At 34.3% G+C, this 23,684-nt stretch carries 21 protein-coding genes and 1 tRNA gene; 1 reads left to right on the forward strand and 21 read right to left on the reverse strand.

Translation table 11 applies throughout. The features are described 5' to 3' along the window. Positions 1–100: 100 nt before the first annotated feature. The 10 genes from ACFVR2_RS12320 to rpoN form a co-directional block, all read right to left on the reverse strand. Positions 101–1,642: a Ppx/GppA phosphatase family protein gene (locus tag ACFVR2_RS12320; RefSeq protein ID WP_387362044.1), complete on the reverse strand. Its 1,542-nt coding sequence runs from the start codon at positions 1,640–1,642 to the stop codon at positions 101–103. A 248-nt stretch (positions 1,643–1,890) separates the two neighbouring features. After that, positions 1,891–3,150 carry an MFS transporter gene (locus ACFVR2_RS12325; protein ID WP_387362046.1) on the reverse strand — a complete coding sequence of 420 codons (1,260 nt, stop codon included), beginning with the start codon at positions 3,148–3,150 and terminating at the stop codon, positions 1,891–1,893. A gap of 245 nt (positions 3,151–3,395) precedes the next feature. Then, a complete protein-coding gene (gene eno, locus ACFVR2_RS12330; RefSeq protein WP_387362048.1) occupies positions 3,396–4,691 on the reverse strand; it encodes a phosphopyruvate hydratase in 1,296 nt (431 codons plus the stop codon). A 63-nt stretch (positions 4,692–4,754) separates the two neighbouring features. Next, positions 4,755–6,287, reverse strand: a complete 1,533-nt coding sequence (gene gpmI / locus ACFVR2_RS12335) for a 2,3-bisphosphoglycerate-independent phosphoglycerate mutase (protein WP_387362050.1) — start codon at positions 6,285–6,287, stop codon at positions 4,755–4,757. Then, positions 6,287–7,042, reverse strand: coding sequence for a triose-phosphate isomerase (gene tpiA, locus ACFVR2_RS12340; protein ID WP_387362052.1), 756 nt, complete (start codon positions 7,040–7,042; stop codon positions 6,287–6,289). Before tpiA ends, gpmI begins: the two co-directional genes overlap by 1 nt. Positions 7,043–7,121: 79 nt before the next feature. Further along, positions 7,122–8,303, reverse strand: coding sequence for a phosphoglycerate kinase (locus tag ACFVR2_RS12345; protein WP_387362054.1), 1,182 nt, complete (start codon positions 8,301–8,303; stop codon positions 7,122–7,124). A 248-nt stretch (positions 8,304–8,551) separates the two neighbouring features. Beyond that, on the reverse strand, positions 8,552–9,559 hold the full coding sequence (gene gap / locus ACFVR2_RS12350) for a type I glyceraldehyde-3-phosphate dehydrogenase (protein WP_056469875.1): 1,008 nt from the start codon (positions 9,557–9,559) through the stop codon (positions 8,552–8,554). A gap of 41 nt (positions 9,560–9,600) precedes the next feature. Continuing rightward, complete coding sequence (locus ACFVR2_RS12355) at positions 9,601–10,629, reverse strand: sugar-binding transcriptional regulator (protein WP_387362056.1); 1,029 nt, start codon at positions 10,627–10,629, stop codon at positions 9,601–9,603. 192 nt (positions 10,630–10,821) lie between these two features. After that, positions 10,822–11,055, reverse strand: a complete 234-nt coding sequence (locus ACFVR2_RS12360) for a glutaredoxin family protein (protein ID WP_387362785.1) — start codon at positions 11,053–11,055, stop codon at positions 10,822–10,824. Positions 11,056–11,073: 18 nt separating this feature from the next. Next, entirely contained in the window at positions 11,074–12,375 is a 1,302-nt protein-coding gene (gene rpoN, locus ACFVR2_RS12365) for an RNA polymerase factor sigma-54 (RefSeq protein WP_387362058.1), read from the reverse strand. A 148-nt stretch (positions 12,376–12,523) separates the two neighbouring features. On the opposite strand from rpoN, the gene ACFVR2_RS12370 reads away from it, so the two are divergent. Then, positions 12,524–15,244, forward strand: a complete 2,721-nt coding sequence (locus ACFVR2_RS12370; protein ID WP_387362060.1) for a sigma-54-dependent transcriptional regulator — start codon at positions 12,524–12,526, stop codon at positions 15,242–15,244. Positions 15,245–15,296: 52 nt separating this feature from the next. Here the strand turns inward: ACFVR2_RS12370 and chbG are convergent, their stop codons facing one another. The 11 genes from chbG to ACFVR2_RS12425 all read right to left on the reverse strand — a co-directional run bounded on the left by chbG (position 15,297) and on the right by ACFVR2_RS12425 (position 23,411). Then, on the reverse strand, positions 15,297–16,016 hold the full coding sequence (gene chbG, locus ACFVR2_RS12375; protein ID WP_387362062.1) for a chitin disaccharide deacetylase: 720 nt from the start codon (positions 16,014–16,016) through the stop codon (positions 15,297–15,299). A gap of 75 nt (positions 16,017–16,091) precedes the next feature. Next, entirely contained in the window at positions 16,092–17,429 is a 1,338-nt protein-coding gene (locus tag ACFVR2_RS12380; protein ID WP_387362064.1) for a 6-phospho-beta-glucosidase, read from the reverse strand. A gap of 72 nt (positions 17,430–17,501) precedes the next feature. After that, positions 17,502–17,822 carry a PTS lactose/cellobiose transporter subunit IIA gene (locus tag ACFVR2_RS12385; protein ID WP_387362066.1) on the reverse strand — a complete coding sequence of 107 codons (321 nt, stop codon included), beginning with the start codon at positions 17,820–17,822 and terminating at the stop codon, positions 17,502–17,504. Between the two features lie 22 nt (positions 17,823–17,844). Continuing rightward, a complete protein-coding gene (locus ACFVR2_RS12390) occupies positions 17,845–19,200 on the reverse strand; it encodes a PTS sugar transporter subunit IIC (RefSeq protein ID WP_387362068.1) in 1,356 nt (451 codons plus the stop codon). A 44-nt stretch (positions 19,201–19,244) separates the two neighbouring features. Next, a complete protein-coding gene (locus ACFVR2_RS12395) occupies positions 19,245–19,547 on the reverse strand; it encodes a PTS sugar transporter subunit IIB (RefSeq protein WP_088014865.1) in 303 nt (100 codons plus the stop codon). Positions 19,548–19,990: 443 nt separating this feature from the next. Beyond that, positions 19,991–20,311 (reverse strand): PTS lactose/cellobiose transporter subunit IIA, encoded by a 321-nt coding sequence (locus ACFVR2_RS12400; protein WP_056469854.1) that lies wholly within the window; start codon positions 20,309–20,311, stop codon positions 19,991–19,993. Between the two features lie 25 nt (positions 20,312–20,336). Next, positions 20,337–21,692 (reverse strand): PTS sugar transporter subunit IIC, encoded by a 1,356-nt coding sequence (locus ACFVR2_RS12405; protein ID WP_387362070.1) that lies wholly within the window; start codon positions 21,690–21,692, stop codon positions 20,337–20,339. A gap of 43 nt (positions 21,693–21,735) precedes the next feature. Beyond that, positions 21,736–22,038: a PTS sugar transporter subunit IIB gene (locus ACFVR2_RS12410; protein WP_387362072.1), complete on the reverse strand. Its 303-nt coding sequence runs from the start codon at positions 22,036–22,038 to the stop codon at positions 21,736–21,738. Positions 22,039–22,372: 334 nt separating this feature from the next. Next, positions 22,373–22,666, reverse strand: a complete 294-nt coding sequence (locus ACFVR2_RS12415) for a DUF6509 family protein (protein WP_387362074.1) — start codon at positions 22,664–22,666, stop codon at positions 22,373–22,375. Positions 22,667–22,978: 312 nt separating this feature from the next. Next, on the reverse strand, positions 22,979–23,134 hold the full coding sequence (locus ACFVR2_RS12420; RefSeq protein WP_387362076.1) for a hypothetical protein: 156 nt from the start codon (positions 23,132–23,134) through the stop codon (positions 22,979–22,981). Between the two features lie 204 nt (positions 23,135–23,338). After that, positions 23,339–23,411 (reverse strand) — tRNA-Arg (locus ACFVR2_RS12425). Positions 23,412–23,684 lie beyond the last annotated feature (273 nt).

Genomic DNA, 23,684 nt, shown 5'->3' on the forward strand with positions numbered 1-23,684 from the left:
AAATTTACCCATTATTAACGCTATGTTAATAAATTGTAAAGATATGAAAAATTTGTTAATTACTGACAATTTTGAATTAAAATAAAAAAGCACATTCTGATTACTCAGATTTGTGCTTTTTAAAATAGATATATGTTGATTTATTAAATAGCTTTTCTAATTGCTTTATCTGTTTTTCAGATTCAATTTCTTCAACCGTTGAATCGTCTATACATTTAAGTTGTACGATCAGATCATCGTCGTTTAATTTAAATTCAATATTCTTTACTACTTCTCTTTTCGATGCGTTCAGACTATTGGTAAACTTTAAAAGTATCCCTAAAAAGCGTAGTTTCTTAAGCTCATCCGCTGTAAACCACTCAAGAAACGGTTTAACATATTGCTTAAAGCTATTTTTATTCTTATATGAAGCTATTAAAGCAATTTTTATGCGATCTTTATGGCTCAATCCTTCAATTGTACGATTAGATAATAAATAGAAAGTATGCTGACTACTTGATTCTTCGTCTATGTATTGTCCAATATTATAGACCCGTGCTGCTAGATTTATGTCTAATTTATCTCCAGACTTAATTTGATTTAAATTGTATAAATTTATTTGTTCTACTAATTGGTTTACTAAAACCTTAATATGATTTACGTGTTTTATATTTACTTCATAGTCTTTTTCTAAATCACTAAAACTCTTGTCTAATACATTAGGAAGTAACTTTTCTCCGTTTAATATACACTCTTCCATAAAGATACCATCTCTCAAGCCTTTATTACTGAAAATAAAGCTCTTCGCATTAACAATTGAATAAAGCTCTTTAAAGACCTCAATTGCAGGAAGAATGATATCAGCACGATCTTTTGATAGACCTTCCGTTCTTAAAATATGGTCAAACTCTAATGATGAAAGATGTTTTTTTAAAAAGTTTATCTCTTCAAAATTCATCTCATATTGATGAATACCTATGATCGGGTAATTAACCAAACTTTGATGTATTTGCACTACATTTCTAGCACTTCCCCCAACTGCGATAATCGGAACTTGCTTTTCTCTAAGCCAATCTAAAGATTCAAATTGCTTTTGTATAAATTGAGTAAGTCGTTTCATTTCTTCAGCAGTTGGAATATTGCTTGATATAAAATCCTGCTTTAAAGATAATGCTCCAAATGGAAAACTATGAAAATGGATCATTTCACGATTCTTAAAATAAGTTACCTCTGTGCTACCCCCGCCAATATCAATTGTAACTCCCTCTTGTATCGGGGTAGAATTTACAACAGCAAGAAATCCATAAAATGCTTCATCATAACCCGATAAAATTTGTAATGTAAAATCAGTTTTTTCGGCCACTAGTTGGATCAATTCGTCTCGATTAATGGATTGTCTAATCGTTGCAGTCGCTACACATTTGACTTCACTAATTTTATGATGACGAGTGATTTCCTGAAACATCAGAAGTGTTTTAAGTAATATATTCTTTCCTTCAGTATTCAAAACTTCTTGATCATTTAAATATTTACGTAAACGGGCTACCGTTTTAATATTTTCAATTTCTTTTATACGCCCGCTTTTACTTTTTTCATATATAACAAGTCTGATTGTATTTGAACCTATATCAATGATGCCGTATTTCTCTTTCAAACTTCTCATCCTTTATTTAAATATTTAGTAAAATTTCTAGTTCCTCCATTATATCAATAGATAGGCAATAAATAATCCTTTCTTGTTGAATAGGTACTTTTGTCATACTATCAAATAAATTATCTTTTCGACAAATTTACCAAAACTCTTTAATATTCAATTTTATTTTAATTTCACACTTGGATTTCAGTGGTTATATACTCCTCGAAAGTCACAATAAAAAACCCGATTACTCTTAACGAATAATCAGGCTTTAATTAATAGTTTTCTGATTTTGCCTCAACTATGACATTCTTCATAATCTTGAACATCGGTACCATAATGATGATTCCAATAATGAACAAGAATGCTGAAACTTGATAAATAGAAACTAAAGAAAAATGCTCCTTTAAAATCCCTGCCAAGCTCATTGTAATGACCATAGCTCCCATAAATAATGGTGTTAATATACCGTTTACTCTGCCTACAAATTTTTCATCAGTATTTTTTAAGATGATTGTATTAATACCTATATGCAATGCGGGCATAAATAATCCGATAAAGAATTCAGCAACTAACGTTAGCCAGAACATCTCAGACCAACCTATTACAAATATTCCAATCGCATTGACCGCCATACCAATTAATAATAAAACATGCGGTGCCAACTTATTAGATATTACCATTATTAGGCCACCACCTATAATCATAGCGGCTCCATTTGCAGCGAATATCCATTGTAAATATTCTTTATCCAATCCTAGTCGTTCGGTTACTAAAAAAATCGCTAGTGGATGAATAAGGCCTATACCTAATCCTGCTGCTGCAAATACTCCACCTAAATAAACGAGAATTTTTCTAGACCAAACGTATTGGAATCCTAACTTCATCTCTTCCGTTAATGATGTTGTATGTTCTGCCCTTTCTTCTTCTTGATCTTTAGGTAATCTTGTTAATACTAAAGCTGACATAAGAAAAGCAATACCTACAATTGCCATCGAAACATGCATTCCAGCTTGTTGAAATACGAATGTACCTAATACTGGACCTAAAATCATAAACACTGCCATCATCGTTTGAAATATAGACATACCTGCTTGCATTTGCTCACCTGGTACATGAACTTTAAATAATTTCATATTAGAAGGCTGAGAAAACTGGGACAAGATTGCTGAAACTAATGTAGCAAAAAACACAAACTTCCAAGTTCCATATAATAGTGCTAGCAAAATAACAAATATAGATACAGCACTTAAAAGATCGCACCAAATCATTGTTCGCTTTGGCTTCCAACGATCGGCAAAAGTTCCACCGATAAAAGAAAAAATAAAAATCGGCGCAAATTCAGCAACTGAAATCAGTGATACGGCTGTTGCATCACCATTTGTCTTTTCCACAACAAATAATAATATTGCAAAATTACGAATCCAAATACCTACTTGAATAAACAAACCTGCTGAAAGAATCGTCTGGATAAAAGGATTTTTTAACAAAGAAGCCATTGAAGGATTTGAAGCTGTTGGAGTAGATGTAGACATTTTTTCCCCTCTCTTACTTTTAATTAATTCCTTATTCGTCTTACTTAAACACAAGAACTAATGTTCGTGTATTCTTATTTTAACATTAGGATTCTTTAATAATCAATCCCAATTATTACTAATTAAAATTATATTTAAACCAAAACATTTTTAGCAATAAAAAAAAGAGAAGGTGACGATCCTTCTCTTTTTAACGTGTCTATAATGGATTATGTTTTTTGTTAATGCACTTAGTTTTGATTAAATTATTTTCTTAAGTTGTAGAAAGATTTTAATCCTTGGTATACTGCGCTTTCGCCTAACTCGTCTTGAATACGTAATAATTGGTTGTATTTAGCGATACGGTCTGTACGAGAAGCAGAACCTGTTTTAATTTGACCAGCATTTGTAGCAACTGCGATATCAGCGATTGTGCTATCTTCAGTTTCACCAGAACGGTGAGAAACTACTGCTGTGTAACCAGCACGTTTAGCCATTTCGATTGCATCGAAAGTTTCAGTTAATGTACCGATTTGGTTAACTTTGATAAGGATTGAGTTTGAGATACCTTTTTCAATTCCTTCAGCTAATTTTTTAGTGTTTGTAACGAATAAATCGTCACCTACTAATTGTACTCGGCTACCTAAACGTTCTGTTAATAATTTGTGACCATCCCAGTCATTTTCATCTAAACCATCTTCAATTGAAAGGATTGGGAAATCATTGCAAAGTTGCTCATAGAAATCAACCATTTCAGCTGAAGATACGCCAGTGCGTCCTTCACCTGCAAGATCGTATTTACCAGTTTCTTTGTTAAAGAATTCAGAAGAAGCAACGTCCATTCCTAAGAATACTTGCTCTCCAGCTTTATAACCAGATTTATCAATTGCTTCCATGATTACTTCTAAGGCTTCACGGTTTGAACCAAGGTTTGGAGCGAATCCACCTTCGTCACCTACAGCAGTGTTTAAACCTTTGTCATGTAATACAGCTTTAAGGTTGTGGAAAATTTCAGTACCCATACGGATTGCTTCTTTAAAGCTATCAGCACCTACAGGTAAAATCATGAATTCTTGGAAGTCTACGTTATTATCAGCATGAGAACCACCGTTGATGATGTTCATCATTGGAACTGGTAATTGTTTCGCGTTAAATCCACCAAGGTATTGGTATAATGGTAAACCTAATTCATCAGCTGCTGCACGAGCTACTGCCATAGATACACCTAGGATTGCGTTTGCTCCTAATTTACCTTTGTTTTCAGTACCGTCTACTTCAATCATACGACGGTCGATTGAAACTTGATCAGTTACTTCGAATCCAACGATTTCTTCAGCTAAAATATCATTAACGTTAGCTACAGCTTTCTCAACACCTTTACCAAGGTAACGAGATTTGTCTCCATCACGTAATTCAACAGCTTCGTATTCACCAGTTGAAGCACCACTTGGTACTAGTGCACGGCCAAAGCCACCATCTTCTGTATAAACTTCTACTTCAACAGTAGGGTTACCACGAGAATCTAATACTTCGCGAGCATAAACATCAATAATCATTGACATAATAAAATCTCTCCTTTTGTTGCGTTATACGCATAATTAATAACTTTTATATTAACTGTTCACTTATTTAATAAGTGATTTACCAGTCATTTCTTTTGGTAGTTCTACTTTTAATAAATCAAGAATTGTTGGAGCTAGGTCACCTAAAATCCCATCTTCACGTAACGTAACACCTTCTTCAGTAACAATCACTGGTACAGGGTTAGTCGTGTGAGCTGTCATAGGTTCACCTTCAGGTGTAATTTCCTCATCAGCATTTCCATGGTCAGCAGTAATGATTGCTTTTCCGCCTTTTGCAAGAATTGCATCAACTACTTCTCCTAAACATTCGTCAACTGCTTCAATTGCTTTAATTGTCGGCTCAAGTTTTCCTGAATGTCCTACCATATCTGGATTTGCAAAGTTCAAGATGATTACATCATGCTTGTCTGCAGCAATCTCTTTAAGTAATGCATCTTTTACTTCATAAGCACTCATTTCAGGTTGCAGATCGTATGTCGCAACTTTTGGCGAGTTAATCAAAATACGTTCTTCACCTGGGAACTCTGCTTCACGGCCTCCACTAAAGAAAAATGTAACGTGTGGATACTTTTCCGTTTCAGCAATTCTTAATTGATTTAAATTATTTTGAGCAAGAACTTCACCTAAAGTGTTATCCAAATTAGTTGGTTTAAATGCTACATAACCTTGTACTGTTTCACTAAAATGTGTTAAGCAAACGAAATGAACATTTTTAGGGAACTTACTTCCACGATCAAAGTCACGGAAATCATCGTTTGTAAATACATTTGAAATTTGTATTGCACGGTCAGGTCGGAAGTTGTAGAAGATAATTGAATCTTCATCACTTATTGTTGCAACTGGAGTTCCATCTTCTTTTACCATTACAGAAGGTAAAACGAATTCATCATGGATACCATTCGCATACGAGTCTTCAATTAATTCATAAGGACTTGTATAAGTTGGTCCTTCTCCATATACCATTGCACAATAGCATTTTTCTACGCGATCCCAACGTTTGTCACGGTCCATAGAATAATAACGACCAGAAATTGTTGCAAATTCTCCGATACCATATTCTTTAAACTTTGCTTCTGTTTGATCGATATATTTTTTAGCTGTAGTTGGACCAACATCTCGTCCATCAAGGAAAGCATGTAAATATACTTTTTTCAAACCTTCTTCAGCAGCTAATTTTAATAAAGCGAACATATGATTAATATGGCTGTGAATACCACCATCAGATAGTAAACCAAAAATATGTAATGCTTTATCTTTTTCTTTTGCACTTTTAATTGCATCGATGAATGTATCATTTTTTTCGAATTCGCCTTCACGAATTGCCTTATTTACACGTGTTAAGCTTTGATAAACAATTCGTCCAGCTCCGATATTCAAATGACCAACTTCAGAATTACCCATTTGTCCTTCAGGTAGCCCTACTGCTTCACCGCTAGCGGTTAATTGTGCATGAGGATATTTATTCCAATATCTATCATAATTTGGTTTCTTCGCTTGTGCAACAGCATTTCCAAATGTTTCATCGCGCAAACCAAATCCATCTAGGATAATTAACGCTACTGGTTGTTTACTCATTACTTAACAGCCTCCAATAATGCAAGGAACGAAGCTGGTTCTAAACTTGCTCCACCTACTAACGCACCGTCAATATCAGGTTGAGCCATATATTCTTTAATGTTTTCAGGTTTTACACTACCGCCATATTGTACACGTACAGATTCTGCAACAGTTTCATCATAAAGACTTGCTACAACATCACGAACAAATTTACATGAATCTTGTGCATCTTTTTCTGTAGCAGATTTACCTGTTCCAATTGCCCAAATCGGCTCATAAGCAATTACTAAATTCTTTACTTGCTCATCTGTAAGACCTGCAAGATCTGCAGTTAATTGAGTACGAATAACTTCCTCAAATTTACCGCCTTCACGTTCTTCAAGCGTTTCGCCACAGCAAAGAATTGGTGTAAGACCATGTTCGAAAGCTTTTTTTGTTTTACTATTAATAAACTCATCTGTTTCGCCATAATATTCACGACGTTCAGAATGTCCGATAATCGCATATGTTACACCTAAATCTTTAAGTGCTACTGGGCTAATTTCACCAGTATAAGCGCCACTATCTTGATCACTTACATTTTGAGAACCAATCTTTAAATCAGTTCCTTTCACACCGTATAACATAGGTGCAATAAATAATGCAGGAGCACAAACTGCTGAATCTACTGTTTCAGATGATGGAATGCTATTTTTTACTTCTTCAACAAATGACATCGCTTCGTTAAGCGTTTTATTCATTTTCCAGTTACCTGCGATAATTGGTTTACGCATGAGAAACACCTTCCTAACAATTGGTAAGACAGAACATCTTACTCTATTTCAATTACTAAATATTGTAAAGCTATAAGACTTATTTATCGTTTAATAATGCAACTCCTGGAAGTTCTTTACCTTCCATAAATTCTAATGAAGCACCGCCACCAGTTGAAATATGGCTCATTTTATCTGCTAAACCGAATTTTTCAGCAGCAGCAGCTGAGTCTCCACCACCGATAATTGAGTATGCATTAGAATCTGCTAATGCTTGCGCTACTCCTTTAGTACCTTGTGCAAATTTATCGATTTCAAATACACCCATAGGTCCATTCCAAATGACTAATTTAGAGCTATTAATGACATCTGCATAAAGAGCAGTTGTTTTTGGTCCAATATCAAGAGCTTGCCAATCCGCAGGAATGCTATCAATATCAACCTCCCTGGTATTTGCATCTTCTCCGAATTTGTCAGCAATAATTGCATCAATTGGCATATAGAATTTAACGCCTTTAGCTTCGGCTTTTTGCATAAATTCATTTGCTAAATCAATTTTATCTTCTTCTAAAAGAGATTGACCTATTTCATAGCCTTTAGCTTTTAAGAATGTATAAGCTAGACCGCCACCAATAATTAAGTTATCTACTTTTTCTAGTAAGTTTTCAATTACACTAATTTTATCTCGAACTTTCGCTCCACCGATAATAGCTGTAAATGGGCGCTCTGGATTAGAAAGTGCTTTACCTAAAACGCTTATTTCTTTTTCCATTAAGAAGCCAGCTACCGCAGGGATATATTTTGCAATACCAGCAGTTGTAGCATGTGCACGGTGTGCAGCACCAAACGCATCATTTACATATACATCAGCTAAAGAGGCAAATTCTTTTGCAAGTGTATCATCATTTTTCTCTTCGCCTGGGTAGAAACGAACATTTTCTAATAATAAAACATCGCCTTCGTTCATTTTGCTAATTTCTTCTTGAACTTTAGGTCCATATGCCTCATCAGTTTTAATAACGTTTTTACCTAATTTTTCACTTAAACGTACAGCAACAGCATTTAAACGCATATCCTCATTTACTTGTCCTTTTGGACGACCTAAGTGAGATGCTAAAATAACTTTTGCTCCGTTTTCTATTAAATACTGAATCGTAGGAAGTGCAGCACGAATACGTGTATCATCTGTTACTTCACCGTTTGCCATCGGTACGTTAAAATCTACACGGCAAAATACGCGTTTCCCTTTTACATCAATGTCACGTAATGACTTTTTGTTCATAGTAGGTGCCTCCATTACTGTTTTTATTCATCCATTCAATTTCACTGGTTGATCCGTCTCATATAAAGTCGTATCTATTCTGTGATATTGTCACCGCAATTTTAACAGATTATGTACATCAATTGGAATTTATTTCTAGAGTATTTTTTTATATTGTGTTGGATTAGTGACAAAAGAGGATTTTTATCAAACAAAAGAGGGGAGGAAATTGGAAATTCCCCTCACCCTCATATTAATTTTAATTAAAATTATAGTCCTTTAGAAGCGATGTGAGCTACTAAGTCAACTACACGAGTTGAGTAACCAGTTTCATTATCGTACCAAGAAAGGATTTTAACCATGTTGCCTTCCATAGTCATTGTAGATAATGCATCGATTGTAGAAGAGTTTGTGCAACCGTTATAATCGATTGATACTAATGGCTCTTCAGAATATCCTAAGATACCTTTTAATTCACCTTCAGAAGCAGCTTTGAATGCAGCATTAACTTCTTCAGCAGTTACTTCAGCGTTTAATTCTACTACTAAGTCAACTAAAGATACGTTAGCAGTTGGTACACGTACAGCACCACCGTTTAATTTACCTTTTAATTGAGGTAATACTAATGAAACTGCTTTAGCAGCACCAGTTGTTGTTGGAATCATGCTCATTGCAGCAGCACGTGCACGACGTAAATCTTTGTGTGGTAAATCTAAAATTTGTTGGTCATTTGTGTAAGAGTGAACAGTTGTCATCATACCACGTTTGATACCGAATTTTTCGTCTAATACTTTAGCAAAAGGAGCTAAACAGTTAGTTGTACAAGAAGCATTAGAAATTACATTGTGGCTAGCTGCATCGTATTTGTCATCATTTACACCCATTACGATCGTGATATCTTCATTAGAAGCTGGTGCAGAGATGATTACTTTTTTAACTGATCCACCTAAGTGTTTTTCAGCATCTTTTTTATCTGTGAAACGACCAGTAGATTCTACAACAACTTCTACTCCGTAATCGCTCCAAGGTAAAACTGCTGGGTCACGCTCAGCAATTACTTTAATTTCACTTCCGTTTACAACGATAGAATCGCCATTAACTGCTACGTCAGCGTTTACTGAACCGTGAACTGAATCATATTTTAATAAGTGAGCTAAAGTTTTAGCATCTGTTAAGTCATTAATTGCTACAACCTCTACGTTTGGGTTGTTTAAAGCTGCGCGGAAAACCATACGTCCGATACGTCCAAATCCATTAATACCAATTTTAGTTGCCATTTTTAATTTCCTCCTTTTAATAGGTAGAAGCTTTTTTTATTTTAAAGGGTACATCCTTTAATTAACTCTTTTGCTGCTCCTTCGTCTGTGACGAGGATGTTTACATGACCTTTCTTTAAGAAAGAAGCCATTGCTTTTGCTTTAGAAGATCCTCCAGCTACTCCTAGTACATAAGGTATATTCTCCAATTCATTCAGTTGTAAACCAATTGTTCTTACTCTGTAAACAACTTCACCATTTTCATTAAAGTAATATCCAAATGCCTCTCCAACAGCTTCAGATTCAGTTAAGATTTCTAACTGTTCTGAGGAAGATTGTCTTCGTTTTGCCATCGTAAATGCATCTCCAATGCCGTGTACGACAATTGAAGAAGATCGAATTAAATTTAGAACCTCTTTTACTCTTGGTTCTTCCATCATAGTAAGGTAGGCTTCTTCACTAAGTTCATCTGGCAAGTGAAGTAATCGATAATTACCTTTTGCCATTTCAGCCATTTTTGCACAAATTGTATTTGCTTGATTTCTTACTTCTTCACCTAAACCGCCTCGTGCTGGTACAAATAAGGTATTTAGATCTTTAGAGTCATCATTCATCATTTCAGCTACGGCAGCTAAAGTGGAACCACCAGTAACAGCAACAATATTATTTGTTTCTAGCCTTTGGTTTATACAGCCAACAGCCGCTCGACCCATCTCCTTTTTTACCCAGTCCAGCTCGTCACTATCGCCTGAAACAACAATTACTTCCTTAAGATTAAATGTTTCCTTAAGCAAGTCTTCGATATTTTTTAAACCGAATAGTTCACGCATTGGTTCTTCTAGGTCTAGAAGTAAGCTTAGTCCTTCATCCGTTAATGTCATGCCAGAAGATGCGACATTAATCAGTCTTTGCTCTTTTAATAAAGCAACTTCTGATCTAAGTACTCTTTCTGTTAATCCTACGCTAACAGACAAATTTCTTCGTCCGATCGGCTGCATAATTCGTATATATTGTAGGATTTGAAATCTCTTTTGGATAACAGGTATTAGATCAGGTAATAATTTTTGTTGTAGCTTTAAAATATGGTTCATTTTCATCTCCTCTTTCATAGAGTATTCATTCGGGTCTAAATGTGTCCCACTATGACATATTATGTCCCACTTGTTTTAAAAAAATTACAGCGTTTTGCAACGTTGTTTTTTTGAACAAGATTTACTCCAGAAGTGAACTAACCCTGCTACATTTACATTGTAACAGGGTCATTCATTTCTTTCAACTGATAACTACCCATTTATGGCATTTAATATGTCAATTTTATGAATTCTTCCGTATGCAACAGTTTCCCCATTCATTTGAATGACAGGAATCATTAGTTGATATTCCTCTAATAATGCATCATCAGAATAAATATCAATTTCATTTACTTCGATTTCATATTCTAATTGGACCAAATGAATTGCCTCTTTTGCCTCTTCGCACAATCCACAATTCTCTTTTGTAAATAAAGTTAACTTAATCGACATCCAATTCTCCTTTTAACTAAAGCGCTTTCGTTTTGATGAACCAGGAATTCTAAGTATATCTCTATATTTAGCTACAGTTCTTCTAGAGATTTCCACTCCATGTTTTTCAGCTAATAATTCAACTAGCTTTTGATCTGAAAATGGTTTTTCTTTGTTTTCTTCATCAACTATTTGCTTGATGAATACCTGTACACTCGTTGATGCAAGTTCCTCACCATCTACACTCACACCTTGATGGAAGAATTTCTTCATTTCAAATAAACCAAACGGTGTCTGAACATATTTGTTTTTACAAGTACGGCTAATTGTTGACTCATGTAATGAAAGTTCTTCCGCTATCTCTTTTAAAGTAAGCGTTTTTAAATTTGCAGGACCTTTTTCAAAAAAAGCAATTTGCTTTCGAAGAATACAATTCATTACCGATAACATCGTTGATTTTCGTTCTTCCAAACTTTTCATTAACCAGTTAACTTGAGTATTTTTATCCTTTAAATAAACTGAAACTTCCTTCTCATGTTGACCATTTAAAATTGAAGAATATTCATTAAGTACTTTTAAACGTGGCATAATTTTATCATTAATAAGTACAACAAATTCCCCGCCTATTTTTTCGACTGTTAAATCAGGCGCTACATAATTTACTTGGTCTTGGAAATAATTTAAACCTGGTCTTGGTTGAAGGGTTAAGATTAAGTCAATTTCCCTTTGTAAATCAGGCAAGCTAATCTTAAGTTTTTTCGCTATTTCTTTCCAGTTTTTATTAACAAAAAGATCAAAATAATCTTTAATGACCTGTTTTGCAATTGTTGTGTCAACTTCAAGGCCATTTAGTTGAATCAATAAGCACTCTTTAACAGATCTTGCTCCAACTCCTGAGGGTTCAAAACGTTGAAGTATTTCAATGCAGATTTGTAACTGAACGAGAGAAATATTTAATTCATGTATAAGCTCTTCATCTGATTCCATCAAAAATCCATTTTTATCTATGTTATAAATCAAATATTTAATAATTTTATATTCCTCATTATCAATTTTCAACTCATTTAACTGACTAACAAGTTCTTCTTGTAAAGTTTCTGTTCTTCGAGTATATAACTCCATTCCTTGTCCGCCCAAAGTAGTTTGTTGTTTGATTTTTGAAGAAGTGTAATCGTTATAAGGAGTTTCGACTTCAATTAAGGGATTTTCTAATGATTGCTCAAATAAAAAATCAGTAAGTTCTTGGGCATTAAATTGAAGCATTGTAATGGCTTGTCGTAGTTCCTGAGTCATTGCAAGTTTCAATGATTGTTTTTGCATTAAATTCATTTCCATACTACTTCACTCCCTTATTACTATTTTACTCGATATTTAACTTTTTCATAGTACTTGACGAATTGTTATACTAATTTAAATATAGTGAAAACGTTTACTTTTTCCTGTATAGTAAAAGTATACAACTCTTTATGATGGGTGGGCCATTATGAACAGAAAAAATCAGATTTATGAAGTTTTTCTACAAAGTAAGGAGCAAGGTTTTACCGCAAATGAGATTGCTCAAAACCTCGGTTTAGACAGAGCAAACGTTAGCAGTGATTTAAATAAATTAGTTAAAGAAGAATTATTAATTAAAACAAATTCTAGACCGGTCGTATTTAAGCTACTGTCTCATGCTTTACAACAAACGAATAAATCTGAAATTAAGATAGCAAGTTCGGACTATAAATATGAATATTTTTACGATGAAAATATTAGTTTAAGACCTGCCATTGAAAAAGCAAGATCAGCTATTCTCTATCCACCAAATGGTATGCATACATTAATACTAGGTGAGACTGGTGTTGGTAAATCTGCTTTTGCTAAAAGAATGCATGATTACGCGATTCGTTCGAATGTTTTAGAAAAGGATTCTCCCTTCATTATTTTTAATTGCGCAGACTATGCAAATAATCCACAACTATTATTAGGTCAGCTTTTCGGTGTACGAAAAGGTGCTTATACAGGTGCAACAGAACAAAAAGGTCTACTTGAGAAAGCAAATAATGGAATATTGTTCTTAGATGAGGTTCATCGTCTTACTCCTGAAGGTCAAGAAATGTTATTTACGTTCATTGATTATAAGTTGTATAGAAGACTAGGAGAGACAGAAAACGAGCGAACATCCAATGTTTTAATCATTTCAGCAACAACAGAGGATCCCGAGTCCACTTTATTATCTACATTTACACGTCGAATCCCAATGGTCATTACATTGCCGGCTCTTCGTGATCGAACATACGAAGAGAGATTGACACTCATTAAACGTTTTTTTACGGAAGAAAGTGTTCGTCTAGGAAAAGAGATCGTTGTAAGTGCAAATACAATTCGCTCTTTTCTATTTTATCCGTGTCAAAACAATATCGGTCAACTTAAAGCCGACATTCAATTAGCTTGTGCAAAGGCTTACGCAGATTTTATTACTCATAAACATGACAAAATACGAATTTATAGTACTGATTTGAACTGGTATGTGAAGGAAGGCTTATTCATTGAAAAAAAAGTGAAGCATGCTGTCACACTGTTAAACGAGCATTTCGAATTTTCACCAACAAAAGGTATAACCAGTAACCAACAATTGGATCATTCCGCAGATACAATTTATGATCGAATTGATACGAAATATGAAGAACTGAAACAACGTGGCGTTGCTCAGGACGAGTTATCCTTACTAATGGAAAACGATATCGAAAGTTATTTTACGCATTATTTAACTTCTATCAATCGTAAACTATCTAGCAAAGAAAATGTTCAAAAAATAATCAAACCTGAAATCGTTACACTAAGTGAAAAGGTACTTAAACTAGCAGAAGAAAAGTTAAATAAGAGATTTAACGAAAAAATACTTGTTGCACTTAGCCTCCATATACAAACGCTATTACAACGTATACAGTCAAACAAGAAAATTTATCATCCAAATATCACGCAAATTCGAGATCAATATAGGAACGAGTTTTCCGTTTCAATTGAATGTGTAAAAATGATTGAAGATTTTTCAAATGTTTCAATTCCATTTGATGAAGTAGCATTTATAACGATGTTTTTCGTATATGGAAACGAAGATTTTAAAGTGCCTAGTTCAAATGTAAAAGTAATAGTTTTAGCTCACGGTAATGGTATTGCTAGAGAGATGGCAAATGTAACAAATGAGCTACTAGAAAACGAGGAAGTTATCGGAATCGATATGCCATTAAGTGAACCACCACAAGATTTTTTAATTCGAGTTAAAGATTATATTAAATCATTAGGTAAATTAAATGGAATTCTGCTTTGCATTGATATGGGGTCATTATCTTATATCGGTGACATAATTGAAGCTGAATTTTCAATTCCTGTTCGCTTAATTCAAATGGTAAGTACTGCACATGTAATCGAAGCTTCTAGAAAAGCGACACTAGGTTATAATTTAGACGAGCTTTATCAGGACGTGAGAAACTTAACTACTTTCTTCATCAATTCTCATTCGAATAAAACGAAACAACCTGAATTTAATCGTTCTGTCATTTTAACTGCATGTCTGACTGGTCAGGGAAGTGCAATAGCCATTAAAAATATACTAGCGAATAACTTGGTCTATGATAAAGAGATGCTAGAAATCGTGCCAATTAGCCTTTTAAATAAAGATGAATTACAAAAAATGTTAAATGATATATCTAAAGAACGAAGTATCGTTTGTATTGTTTCGAATTTTGATATAAATGTTCCATTTAATACGTTCCATTTACAGGATGTATTAAATATGAAGGCTACAAAGACGATACAAGAATTGATAACTTATGAAGAAACGTATTTAAAAATGGCTGAAACACTACAAGAGACTATTTCTTTAAAAGATGCTAAAAAAGTAATCAGTGTGATTAGACGTGCCTTGAATGATATACAAGTCCAGACAGATAAATTTTTCAAAAATGAGGATTTAATGGGAATTGTAATTCATATGAGTTGCATGATCGATCGAATTCAAAACTCACAGCCCCTAATCCCATTTAAAGATAAAGAAGATAAAATAAATAGTGACTATATGCTATATTTAAAAATTAAAAAAATAATGCAACAAATTGAAGATGCTTGTGACATTATCATACCTGATGATGAAATATGTTACTTAATGGAATTTTATTCTAGAAATGATATAAGCAGGTTAGATGAAGAATTTTATATAAAATAAGTAAAAAGCCAGTTACTTCGTTGAAGAAACTGGCTTTTTTTACTCTACTATATTAATACTTTACTAACTCTACTCCCTCAGGAAGTTTTGAGTTCGTTAAGATATCTAGTTCTGTTAATCTCTCAAAACAATAAGATGTACCATTTTTTAAATGATTATCTATCAATGCTGGATGTACCATAACCTCTACCGACTCAATACTATTATTTATTCTATCTTCTATTGTCTCAAAATAGTTTACTGGAATATCACTACCATAAAAATCGGTTAATAATTGATGCGTAAAAGGTGTGATTCCGTCTATTTGACTTTTTGGAGAAATTCGGACTGGAAGATCATACTTTTGAGATAGTTTTGCAATTACTGGGTGCAGAATTGGGATCATATGCACATGGTGATGACTATCTAGATGTGAAGGCTTCAAACCAAAGGAAAGGAACTTTTGAATTTGCGCATCCCATTCCTTTTCAACTTCTTCTACATTAGCAACCGGATTGTCATACCAATAACTATTTTTAAGGAAAGCGCCATTTTGATCTACGATTGTTTGTAAATCTGTTAATAAAGGTTTGCCCGCAGTTAATACAAGATGTACACCTAATCCTAATGTAGGATGTAGTTTTGCTAATTCAATTCCATGCTCCACAGCATACATATTCATCATCATAGTCGCGGAGTTCACTATTCCATTCAAATGTGCCTCGATAATGCCATAATTTACACCTTTTGAATATCCGAAATCATCTGCATTCACAATAAGCTTCGTCATCATTCAATCCCCTTTTTCTTTTTGTATGATAAAAAGGGATGCACTCTTTCATTCGAGCTACATCCCTCTTTTTAATCGTTAATTTGCTGCTACTTTTTCATTTTTGAAGAATTGAGGTAAATGCTCTTTATGAGCTTCTAACATTTCATCTAGAATTTGTTTTGCTAAATTATCGGATCCAACTAGTGGGTTAATACACATAGCAAGCAATGCTGTTTTATAATCACCGGTTACTCCAGCTTCCGCAGCAACACGTTCGAATGATTTAATTTGTTGAACTAAACCGCGTACTGCAACCGGCAAGTCACCCATCGTAAGTGGTTTTGGACCATCCTTTGTAATAACAGCACTTACTTCAACAGCACAATCATCTGGAATTGATGCAATAGCACCATTATTCATTGTGTTAACAGGTTGGATATCACCTTTATTGTTATATAGTGATGAAATTAATCGGCATGCAGCATCGCTATAATAAGCTCCACCGCGTTTTTCTAATTGTGGTGGCTTAATATTTAAATTAGGATCTTTATATAATTCGAATAATGATTCTTCTAATTTTTTTACAACCTCAGCACGCGTACCTTCTTTTTTCGCTGCTTCAAGCTCTTCTTCTAGCATTACTTTCGTTTGATAGTAGTAGCGATGATACGGACATGGAATCGCTCCAAGTGCTTCAATAAAATCAGGATTCCAATCCATTGCCTTAATATTTTGCATCGTCATACTTTCAGCAGGGCGTGCAAACTCACTTACAACACGACTTGTTACATCTTCACCATCTAATAATACTTTCGTTCCGTAAACCATATGATTTAATCCCATAAAATCAATATGCACACGTTCAGCTTCTACACCTAGACCTTTTGCAATGTTCATGTGGATATGAATTGGTACATTACATAAACCAACTACTTTACGGAAATTTGTGTATCTTAAAATCGCTTCTGTTAAAATACCTGTAGGATTCGTAAAGTTTACTAGCCAAGCATTTGGACATAGCTCCTCAATATCCTTAACGATATCTAAAATAACTGGAATTGTACGAAGTGCTTTAAACAATCCACCAGGACCATTTGTTTCTTGACCAATCACCCCATATTTTAAAGGAATACGCTCATCCTTCATACGTGCTTCAAGTAAACCTACACGAAATTGTGTCGTAACAAAGTCAGCATCTTTAAGAGCAGCACGTCGATCAAGAGTTAAATGAATTTCCATTGGTACTCCTGCTTTTTCTACCATTCTTTTCGCAAGATTTCCAACGATTTCAAGTTTCTCTCTACCTTCTTCAATGTCCACTAGCCATAGCTCTCTTACAGGTAGTTCATCATAACGTTTAATAAATCCTTCTACTAATTCTGGAGTATAACTTGAACCGCCACCAATTGTTGCTATTTTAATACCGTTTCTCATTTTCTTCACTCCTTCTAAATGATAGATGAAAAGTAGCCCGGTTATTCTAGGAAACTACTTTTCTAGTTTCTCTTATTTATTTAATTTTTCATGTAAGAAAATTATTTCTGTTACTAAATCTCTCATCGTTAATGCATTCATTAAATGATCTTGTGCATGAATTAATAAGATACTTAATGCGACATTCTCTCCACGTGCTTCACCTTGAATTAAAGAAGTCTGTGCATGGTGCGCATGATTTAATTCTACTTTTGCCTCTTCAATCTTACTATTTGCTTCTTCTAAATTATCCGCTCTAGCAGCTTGCATAGCTTCCATTAGTGAGCTTTTTGCGTTTCCTGCGTGTAAGATTAATTGGAATGCTGTTTGCTCGATCGTCGTTACAGTACTCATTTCGTATCCTCCTCAAACTGCATTACATAGCAGCACTTTGATTATTTGCTGCTTCTCTCATTTTTTTAGATTCCAATCGTCTTTGTAGTGCAACGAAAGGTAAATAGATGACTACTGAGATAAATAAGTTAAATGTTGCTAAAGCTGCACCTGTCCAATGTCCCCCTGTAATCAACCACCCACCTAAAATTGGTGGTGTTACCCATGGAATATTTGTAGTTACTGGGTGAACCATACCTAAAGAAATCGCTGAATATGAAATAATCGTTAAGATAATTGGAGTACCAATGAATGGAATTAACCACATTGGATTTAAGACGATTGGTAATCCGAAAAGAACTGGTTCATTAATTTGGAATAAGCCTGGTGCCCCACCTAATCCAATCATTTGTTTATTACGTTTTCGATTAATTAATATCATTGAAATGATTAACCCTAATGTAGCACCTGATCCACCTAAGAATACAAATGCATCAAAGAACTGGCCTGCCATTACATTGTATTCACTCCACTTTGTAACACCTTTTGCTGCTAAATCGATATTTTCGTTTCCTAAAGCTGTAAATAATGGTGTCGTAATTCCACCTAGTATGTTTGGTCCATGTAAGCCAAGCATCCAGAAGAAATGAATAAAGAATGCAATACCGATTGCAAACGGTAAAGAGTCTGCAGCATTCGTTAATGGCTTAACAAGTACTGAACTTAACCAATCATTAAAATATACTCCATCCGATAAATATAATCTGAATAACAATCCAACAATCGCGATTACAAAAATTGTTAGCATACCTGGCAATAGCTTCGCAAATGCTTTTGAAACTGCTGGTGGTACACCATCTGGTAATTTAATAACTAATTGCTTTACTCTTGATAAGCGAACAAAAATTTCTGTTGCGATAATTGCAACGATTATTCCGGTAAAAAGTGCAGTTGAATTAGTATAAGTAGAGTTCACTAATCCCCAAACACTACCAGTAGCTGTTTTTCCATGTTCTAATGTAACCGTTACAGCATTTAATGATTGTGGCACTAGTACAAAATATGACGCTAATGCGACAAGCATTGCTTCAAATCCTTCATCACCATAAGAACGAGCCAATTTATAAGCAATCCCTACAACTGCAAATACAGTCATAAATGCGAATGTTCCCCACCAAATGTCTCCACCTAATGTCTTCCAGTTCACTCCAAAAAGAGCTTCCATCATTTTGTCGTAACCTTTGATTGCTCCACCTAAATTATTGAATAAAACTGCAAACGAACCGACCATTGTAATGGCAATCATACCGATTAACGCATCGCGTATTGCTAATAAATGACGTTGGTTACCGAATTTTGCTGCAGCTGGCATTATATATCTATCTACAAAATTCATCATTTTTTAAGACTCCCTTTTGTTTAAAAGTTATGCTACGATCATGACTATTTTTTTAAGCTAAGTGCTAATTCTAAAACAGCTTCACCATTCATAAGTCCATAATGTACTGGATTGATTACATCAACTGGTATTCCTTTTGGCTCGGCAACCTTTTTCATTTCAGAAGCTAAATAACGTACTTGTGGTCCTAATAAAAGAACATCTGCTTTATCTAAATTTTCTTTTGCAGCATCACCTGAAACTGCCCAAATCTTTACGTCAATCCCTTTTGCTTTTGCTGCATCCTCCATTTTAGTTACTAGTAAACTAGTAGACATTCCTGCTGAACAAGCTAATAAAATATTCATCGTTATTCCTCCAATATTAGATATAGTGTAGCGCTTACAGAATTGATTGAAAGTAAAAAACAAAATTCTTAAGCAACTGCTAATTAATTTATTTTGTACACTCTTTATATAGCAAATGGCGTGCCAACTTTTTCTGACTTAATGAAAAATATATAATTTAATCATAGAAACCTTGTCCTATAAGGATTCATAGTCATGAAATCTTTTTTCTTTGCTTTAAAAGGAAAATAACTTAAACCGTCTAGTGTGTTAAAGATCGTTCGTTAATCTTCTTAAATTGTTTTAGTGTGTTGTTACCCAGTTAGTGTGTCGTAAATTATATACAATATACTGTAGTGTTTTAAAACACTTTTACGATTTTCACTTAAATTATACATATTGTTCTACTAATCTATGAAAAAAAGTGATGTAGAATTAGTCTACACCACTTTTTTTATCAAGTATTAAAGTGAAATCTTTTCATGCAAGTAAATAATTTCCTCTACTAAATCTCTTGTTGTTAGCGTGTTCATTAAATGATCCTGTGCATGAACTAAAAGAATATTAATTTTGTATTGTTGCCCACCTGCTTCACTTTGTATAAGTGAAGTTTGTGAATGATGAGCTAGCCTAAGTTCCGCATTCGCTTCATTTACTTTCCCACGAGCTTCCTCGAACTCTCCATCACGAGCTTTATACATTGCTTCCATTAATAAACTCTTAGCATTGCCAGAATGTAATATAAGCTGAAATGCAATTTGTTCATTATTTGTGTCGGTAGGCATTTGCACTCTTCTCCTTCACATTCTATTATACATTTAATGAATTACTACTTGTCGTTTCTGTTGACTTTCTAGCTTCCATTCTTTCTGCTACTACAACGAATGGTAAGTAAATAACGATTGAAATCACTACGTTAACAAGCGCTAAAACTGCACCGCTCCAGTGACCACCAGTTGCTAAATAGCCACCTATAACTGGTGGAGTTACCCAAGGGATTGTAGAAACAACTGGGAAAACAATATGAGATTGAACAGCTAAATAAGAAATAATGGTTAAAATAATTGGAGTACAGATAAATGGTATTAACCATACTGGGTTTAACACGATTGGTAAACCGAAAATAATTGGTTCATTAATATTAAATAAACCTGGCGGTGTTCCTAAAGCTATCATCTGTTTATGACGTTTACGGTTAACTAAGAACATTGCAATAAGTAAACCGATTGTAGTACCTGATCCTCCCATATATACGAATGCGTCTAAGAATGGACCTGCTAATACGGAATACTTATCTAAATCTGTCACACCTTTGGCATATAAATCGATGTTATGATTACCTAGAGTTGTTAATAAAGGAGTAGTAATACCCCCTAAAATATTTGGCCCATGCAATCCAAGCGCCCAGAAGAAATGTACAAAGAATGCAATTGCAACCGCAAATCCTAATGAATCAGCTGCATCAGTTAATGGCTTTACAAGAACTGAATTTAACCAATCATTAAAGAATACGCCATCTGAAATGTATAATCTAAACAATAAGCCAACTAATGCAACGATAAAAATTGTTAACATACCCGGTAATAACTTTGCAAATGCTTTTGATACTGCTGGCGGAACGCCGTCTGGTAATTTTATAACTAATTGTTTCACTCTAGCTAAGCGTACAAAAATTTCAGTTGCAATAATCGCAACGATAATTCCTGTAAATAAAGCCGTTGAGTTTAATGAGTTCCAACTAATAAAGCCCCAAGTTCCACCTGTAGCTGTCTTACCACCATTTAACGTAACAGATACTGCAGCTAATGATTGTGGAACAAGTACAAAATAACATGCTAATGCAACAAGCATCGCTTCAAAACCTTCATCACCATAAGAACGCGCTAATCTATGCGCAATCCCTACTACGGCAAATACGGTCATAAATGCAAATGTTCCCCACCAAATATCACTACCTAGCGTTTTCCAGTTTGCACCAAAGACTGTTTCCATCATTTTATCGTAGCCGTGGATTGCGCCACCTAAGTTATTAATAAGTACAGCAAAAGCTCCAATCATCGTAATGGCAATCATACCAATTAACGCATCACGGATCGCTAACAAATGACGTTGATTACCAAACTTCGCTGCGGCAGGCATTATATACTTCTCAGCAAAACGCATCATTCTAATACACCTTCTTTTCTCTCTAGATTTTTAATTCCCCGTTTTATTTTTTCAAATTTAAAGCCATTTCCAAAACAGCTTCCCCATTCATCAATCCATAATGCACTGGATTAATCGTTTCTACTGGTATCCCTTTAGGTTCAGCCAGCTTCTTCATTTCTGAGGCAAGATAACGAACCTGTGGACCAAGTAGTAATACATCCGCTTTGGCTAAATTTTCTTTTGCCTCATCACCAGCAACAGCCCATATTGTTGCCTGAATCCCTTTTGCCTTAGCTGCTTGTTCCATTTTTGTAACTAGTAGACTAGTCGACATTCCTGCAGAACATACCAATAAAATATTCATCCTACACCTCCTCAATTTTCCTCGTCGATGAAACGCTTACATTTTTACAAATAATGACAAAAGAATTACGCGTTGCAAGGACAAGTTGTGTAATCAATTTAAATATTGCAAAATCTGTGCCAATATTCCAAAAAATCTATTTATTTAAAATCACAACAAAAAAACCTTGATAAATCAAGGTTTTCAAAACGCAACATTTTTTCAAATTATTAGTGTTTTATAAGTGTGTACTCACAATTGGTACTGTGTTTACAATTACACAGTAGTGTGTTGCGAAATACCCAATATAGGATATCTCCTAAGCTGAAGTGTGTCATTTAACAACACATTAATATTAATCTTCAACTGTTAAATGCGTTTTACAAAATTTGAATACTTCTTTTTCTTCATCTTCTTCCAAATCAAAATCTAAATACTGATTTGATTCAGCTTCATATAAGTCATATTTAATTAATTTCGACTCGTCACCCTTTACTCCAAAAAGCGCTTTTATGTATATACCTTTTTCATTATATAATTCATCATCCTCTGGTACATTGATATAAAGAATAAACTCATATCGATCCCCTTCAATGATACCAAATGGATCTTTTATTTCTTCTACAGTGTATTCTGTAATCGTTAACACAAAAACATTCCCTTCAATTATAATATGTACTATTATACACAAAGAAATGAACAAAAAGAAAGACGCCTGCCGCAGCAGACGTCTTGATGCGTTTGAGGCGAGAGACCGGGCGGCCACATCCGCGCGTTTAGCTTGCGCATATCTCTCGTCTTACTCAAATTAGCTCATCGCAAAGAGTAATATAACATATATTTAGAAAAAAGGATAGAGGAAAAAAATAGAAGCAGCAAAAAGAACCTAATAATTTTATAAATATAAAATTTATCTACTCTTTTTTTAGTAAATTTAAAATGATTTTAAGCATTCTCTTGTTTAGATATAGAATTTAATGATTTTTAAATCGATCCAGTATTTTTTCTTTTTAGATGTTGAGTACAGTTTATAGGTCTCTTTAAATTTTAATTCTCTTTCTATTTCATCTTTATTGATTTGTGCTATTTCTTCAAGGAACCAAGAATTCATATCCATTTGAATGACCTCCTTTATTTACTTTAAATATATGACTTTATATAAAGGGAACCCATTCTTCATTGGATGGAGTTTTAGTACATCTTTAGTTGTAGGGTAAAGGTAGGATTTAGGGCTGAGATTCAGGGGTTAACGGAGGAAATATAAAAACCGAGTGATAGATCTGTTAATTTACAGATTTTATCACTCGGTTTATTCTTTTAGCGCGCTCGACAGGATTCGAACCTGCGACACACGGTACCGGAAACCGTTGCTCTATCCACTGAGCTACGAACGCATATTAATATAAAGTTAAAATAAGTATATCGTATTTGTCGCCCCAATCTCAGTAAGCTAATGCAAGGAGCTGCTCGATTGGTGCGCTGATGTTTCGCTATGTAGCTTATTCGGACGTGCTCTATCCGACTGAGCTACGAACGCATATAATATAAAGTTAAAATAAGTATATCGTATCTGTCGCCCCAATCTCAGTAAGCTAATGCAAGGAGTGGCTCGATTGGTGCGCTGATGTTTCGCTATGTAGCTTATTCGTAGGATTATGAAAATCTTA

Source organism: Gottfriedia sp. NPDC057991 (assembly GCF_042886615.1).
GTDB lineage: Bacteria > Bacillota > Bacilli > Bacillales > Bacillaceae_G > Gottfriedia.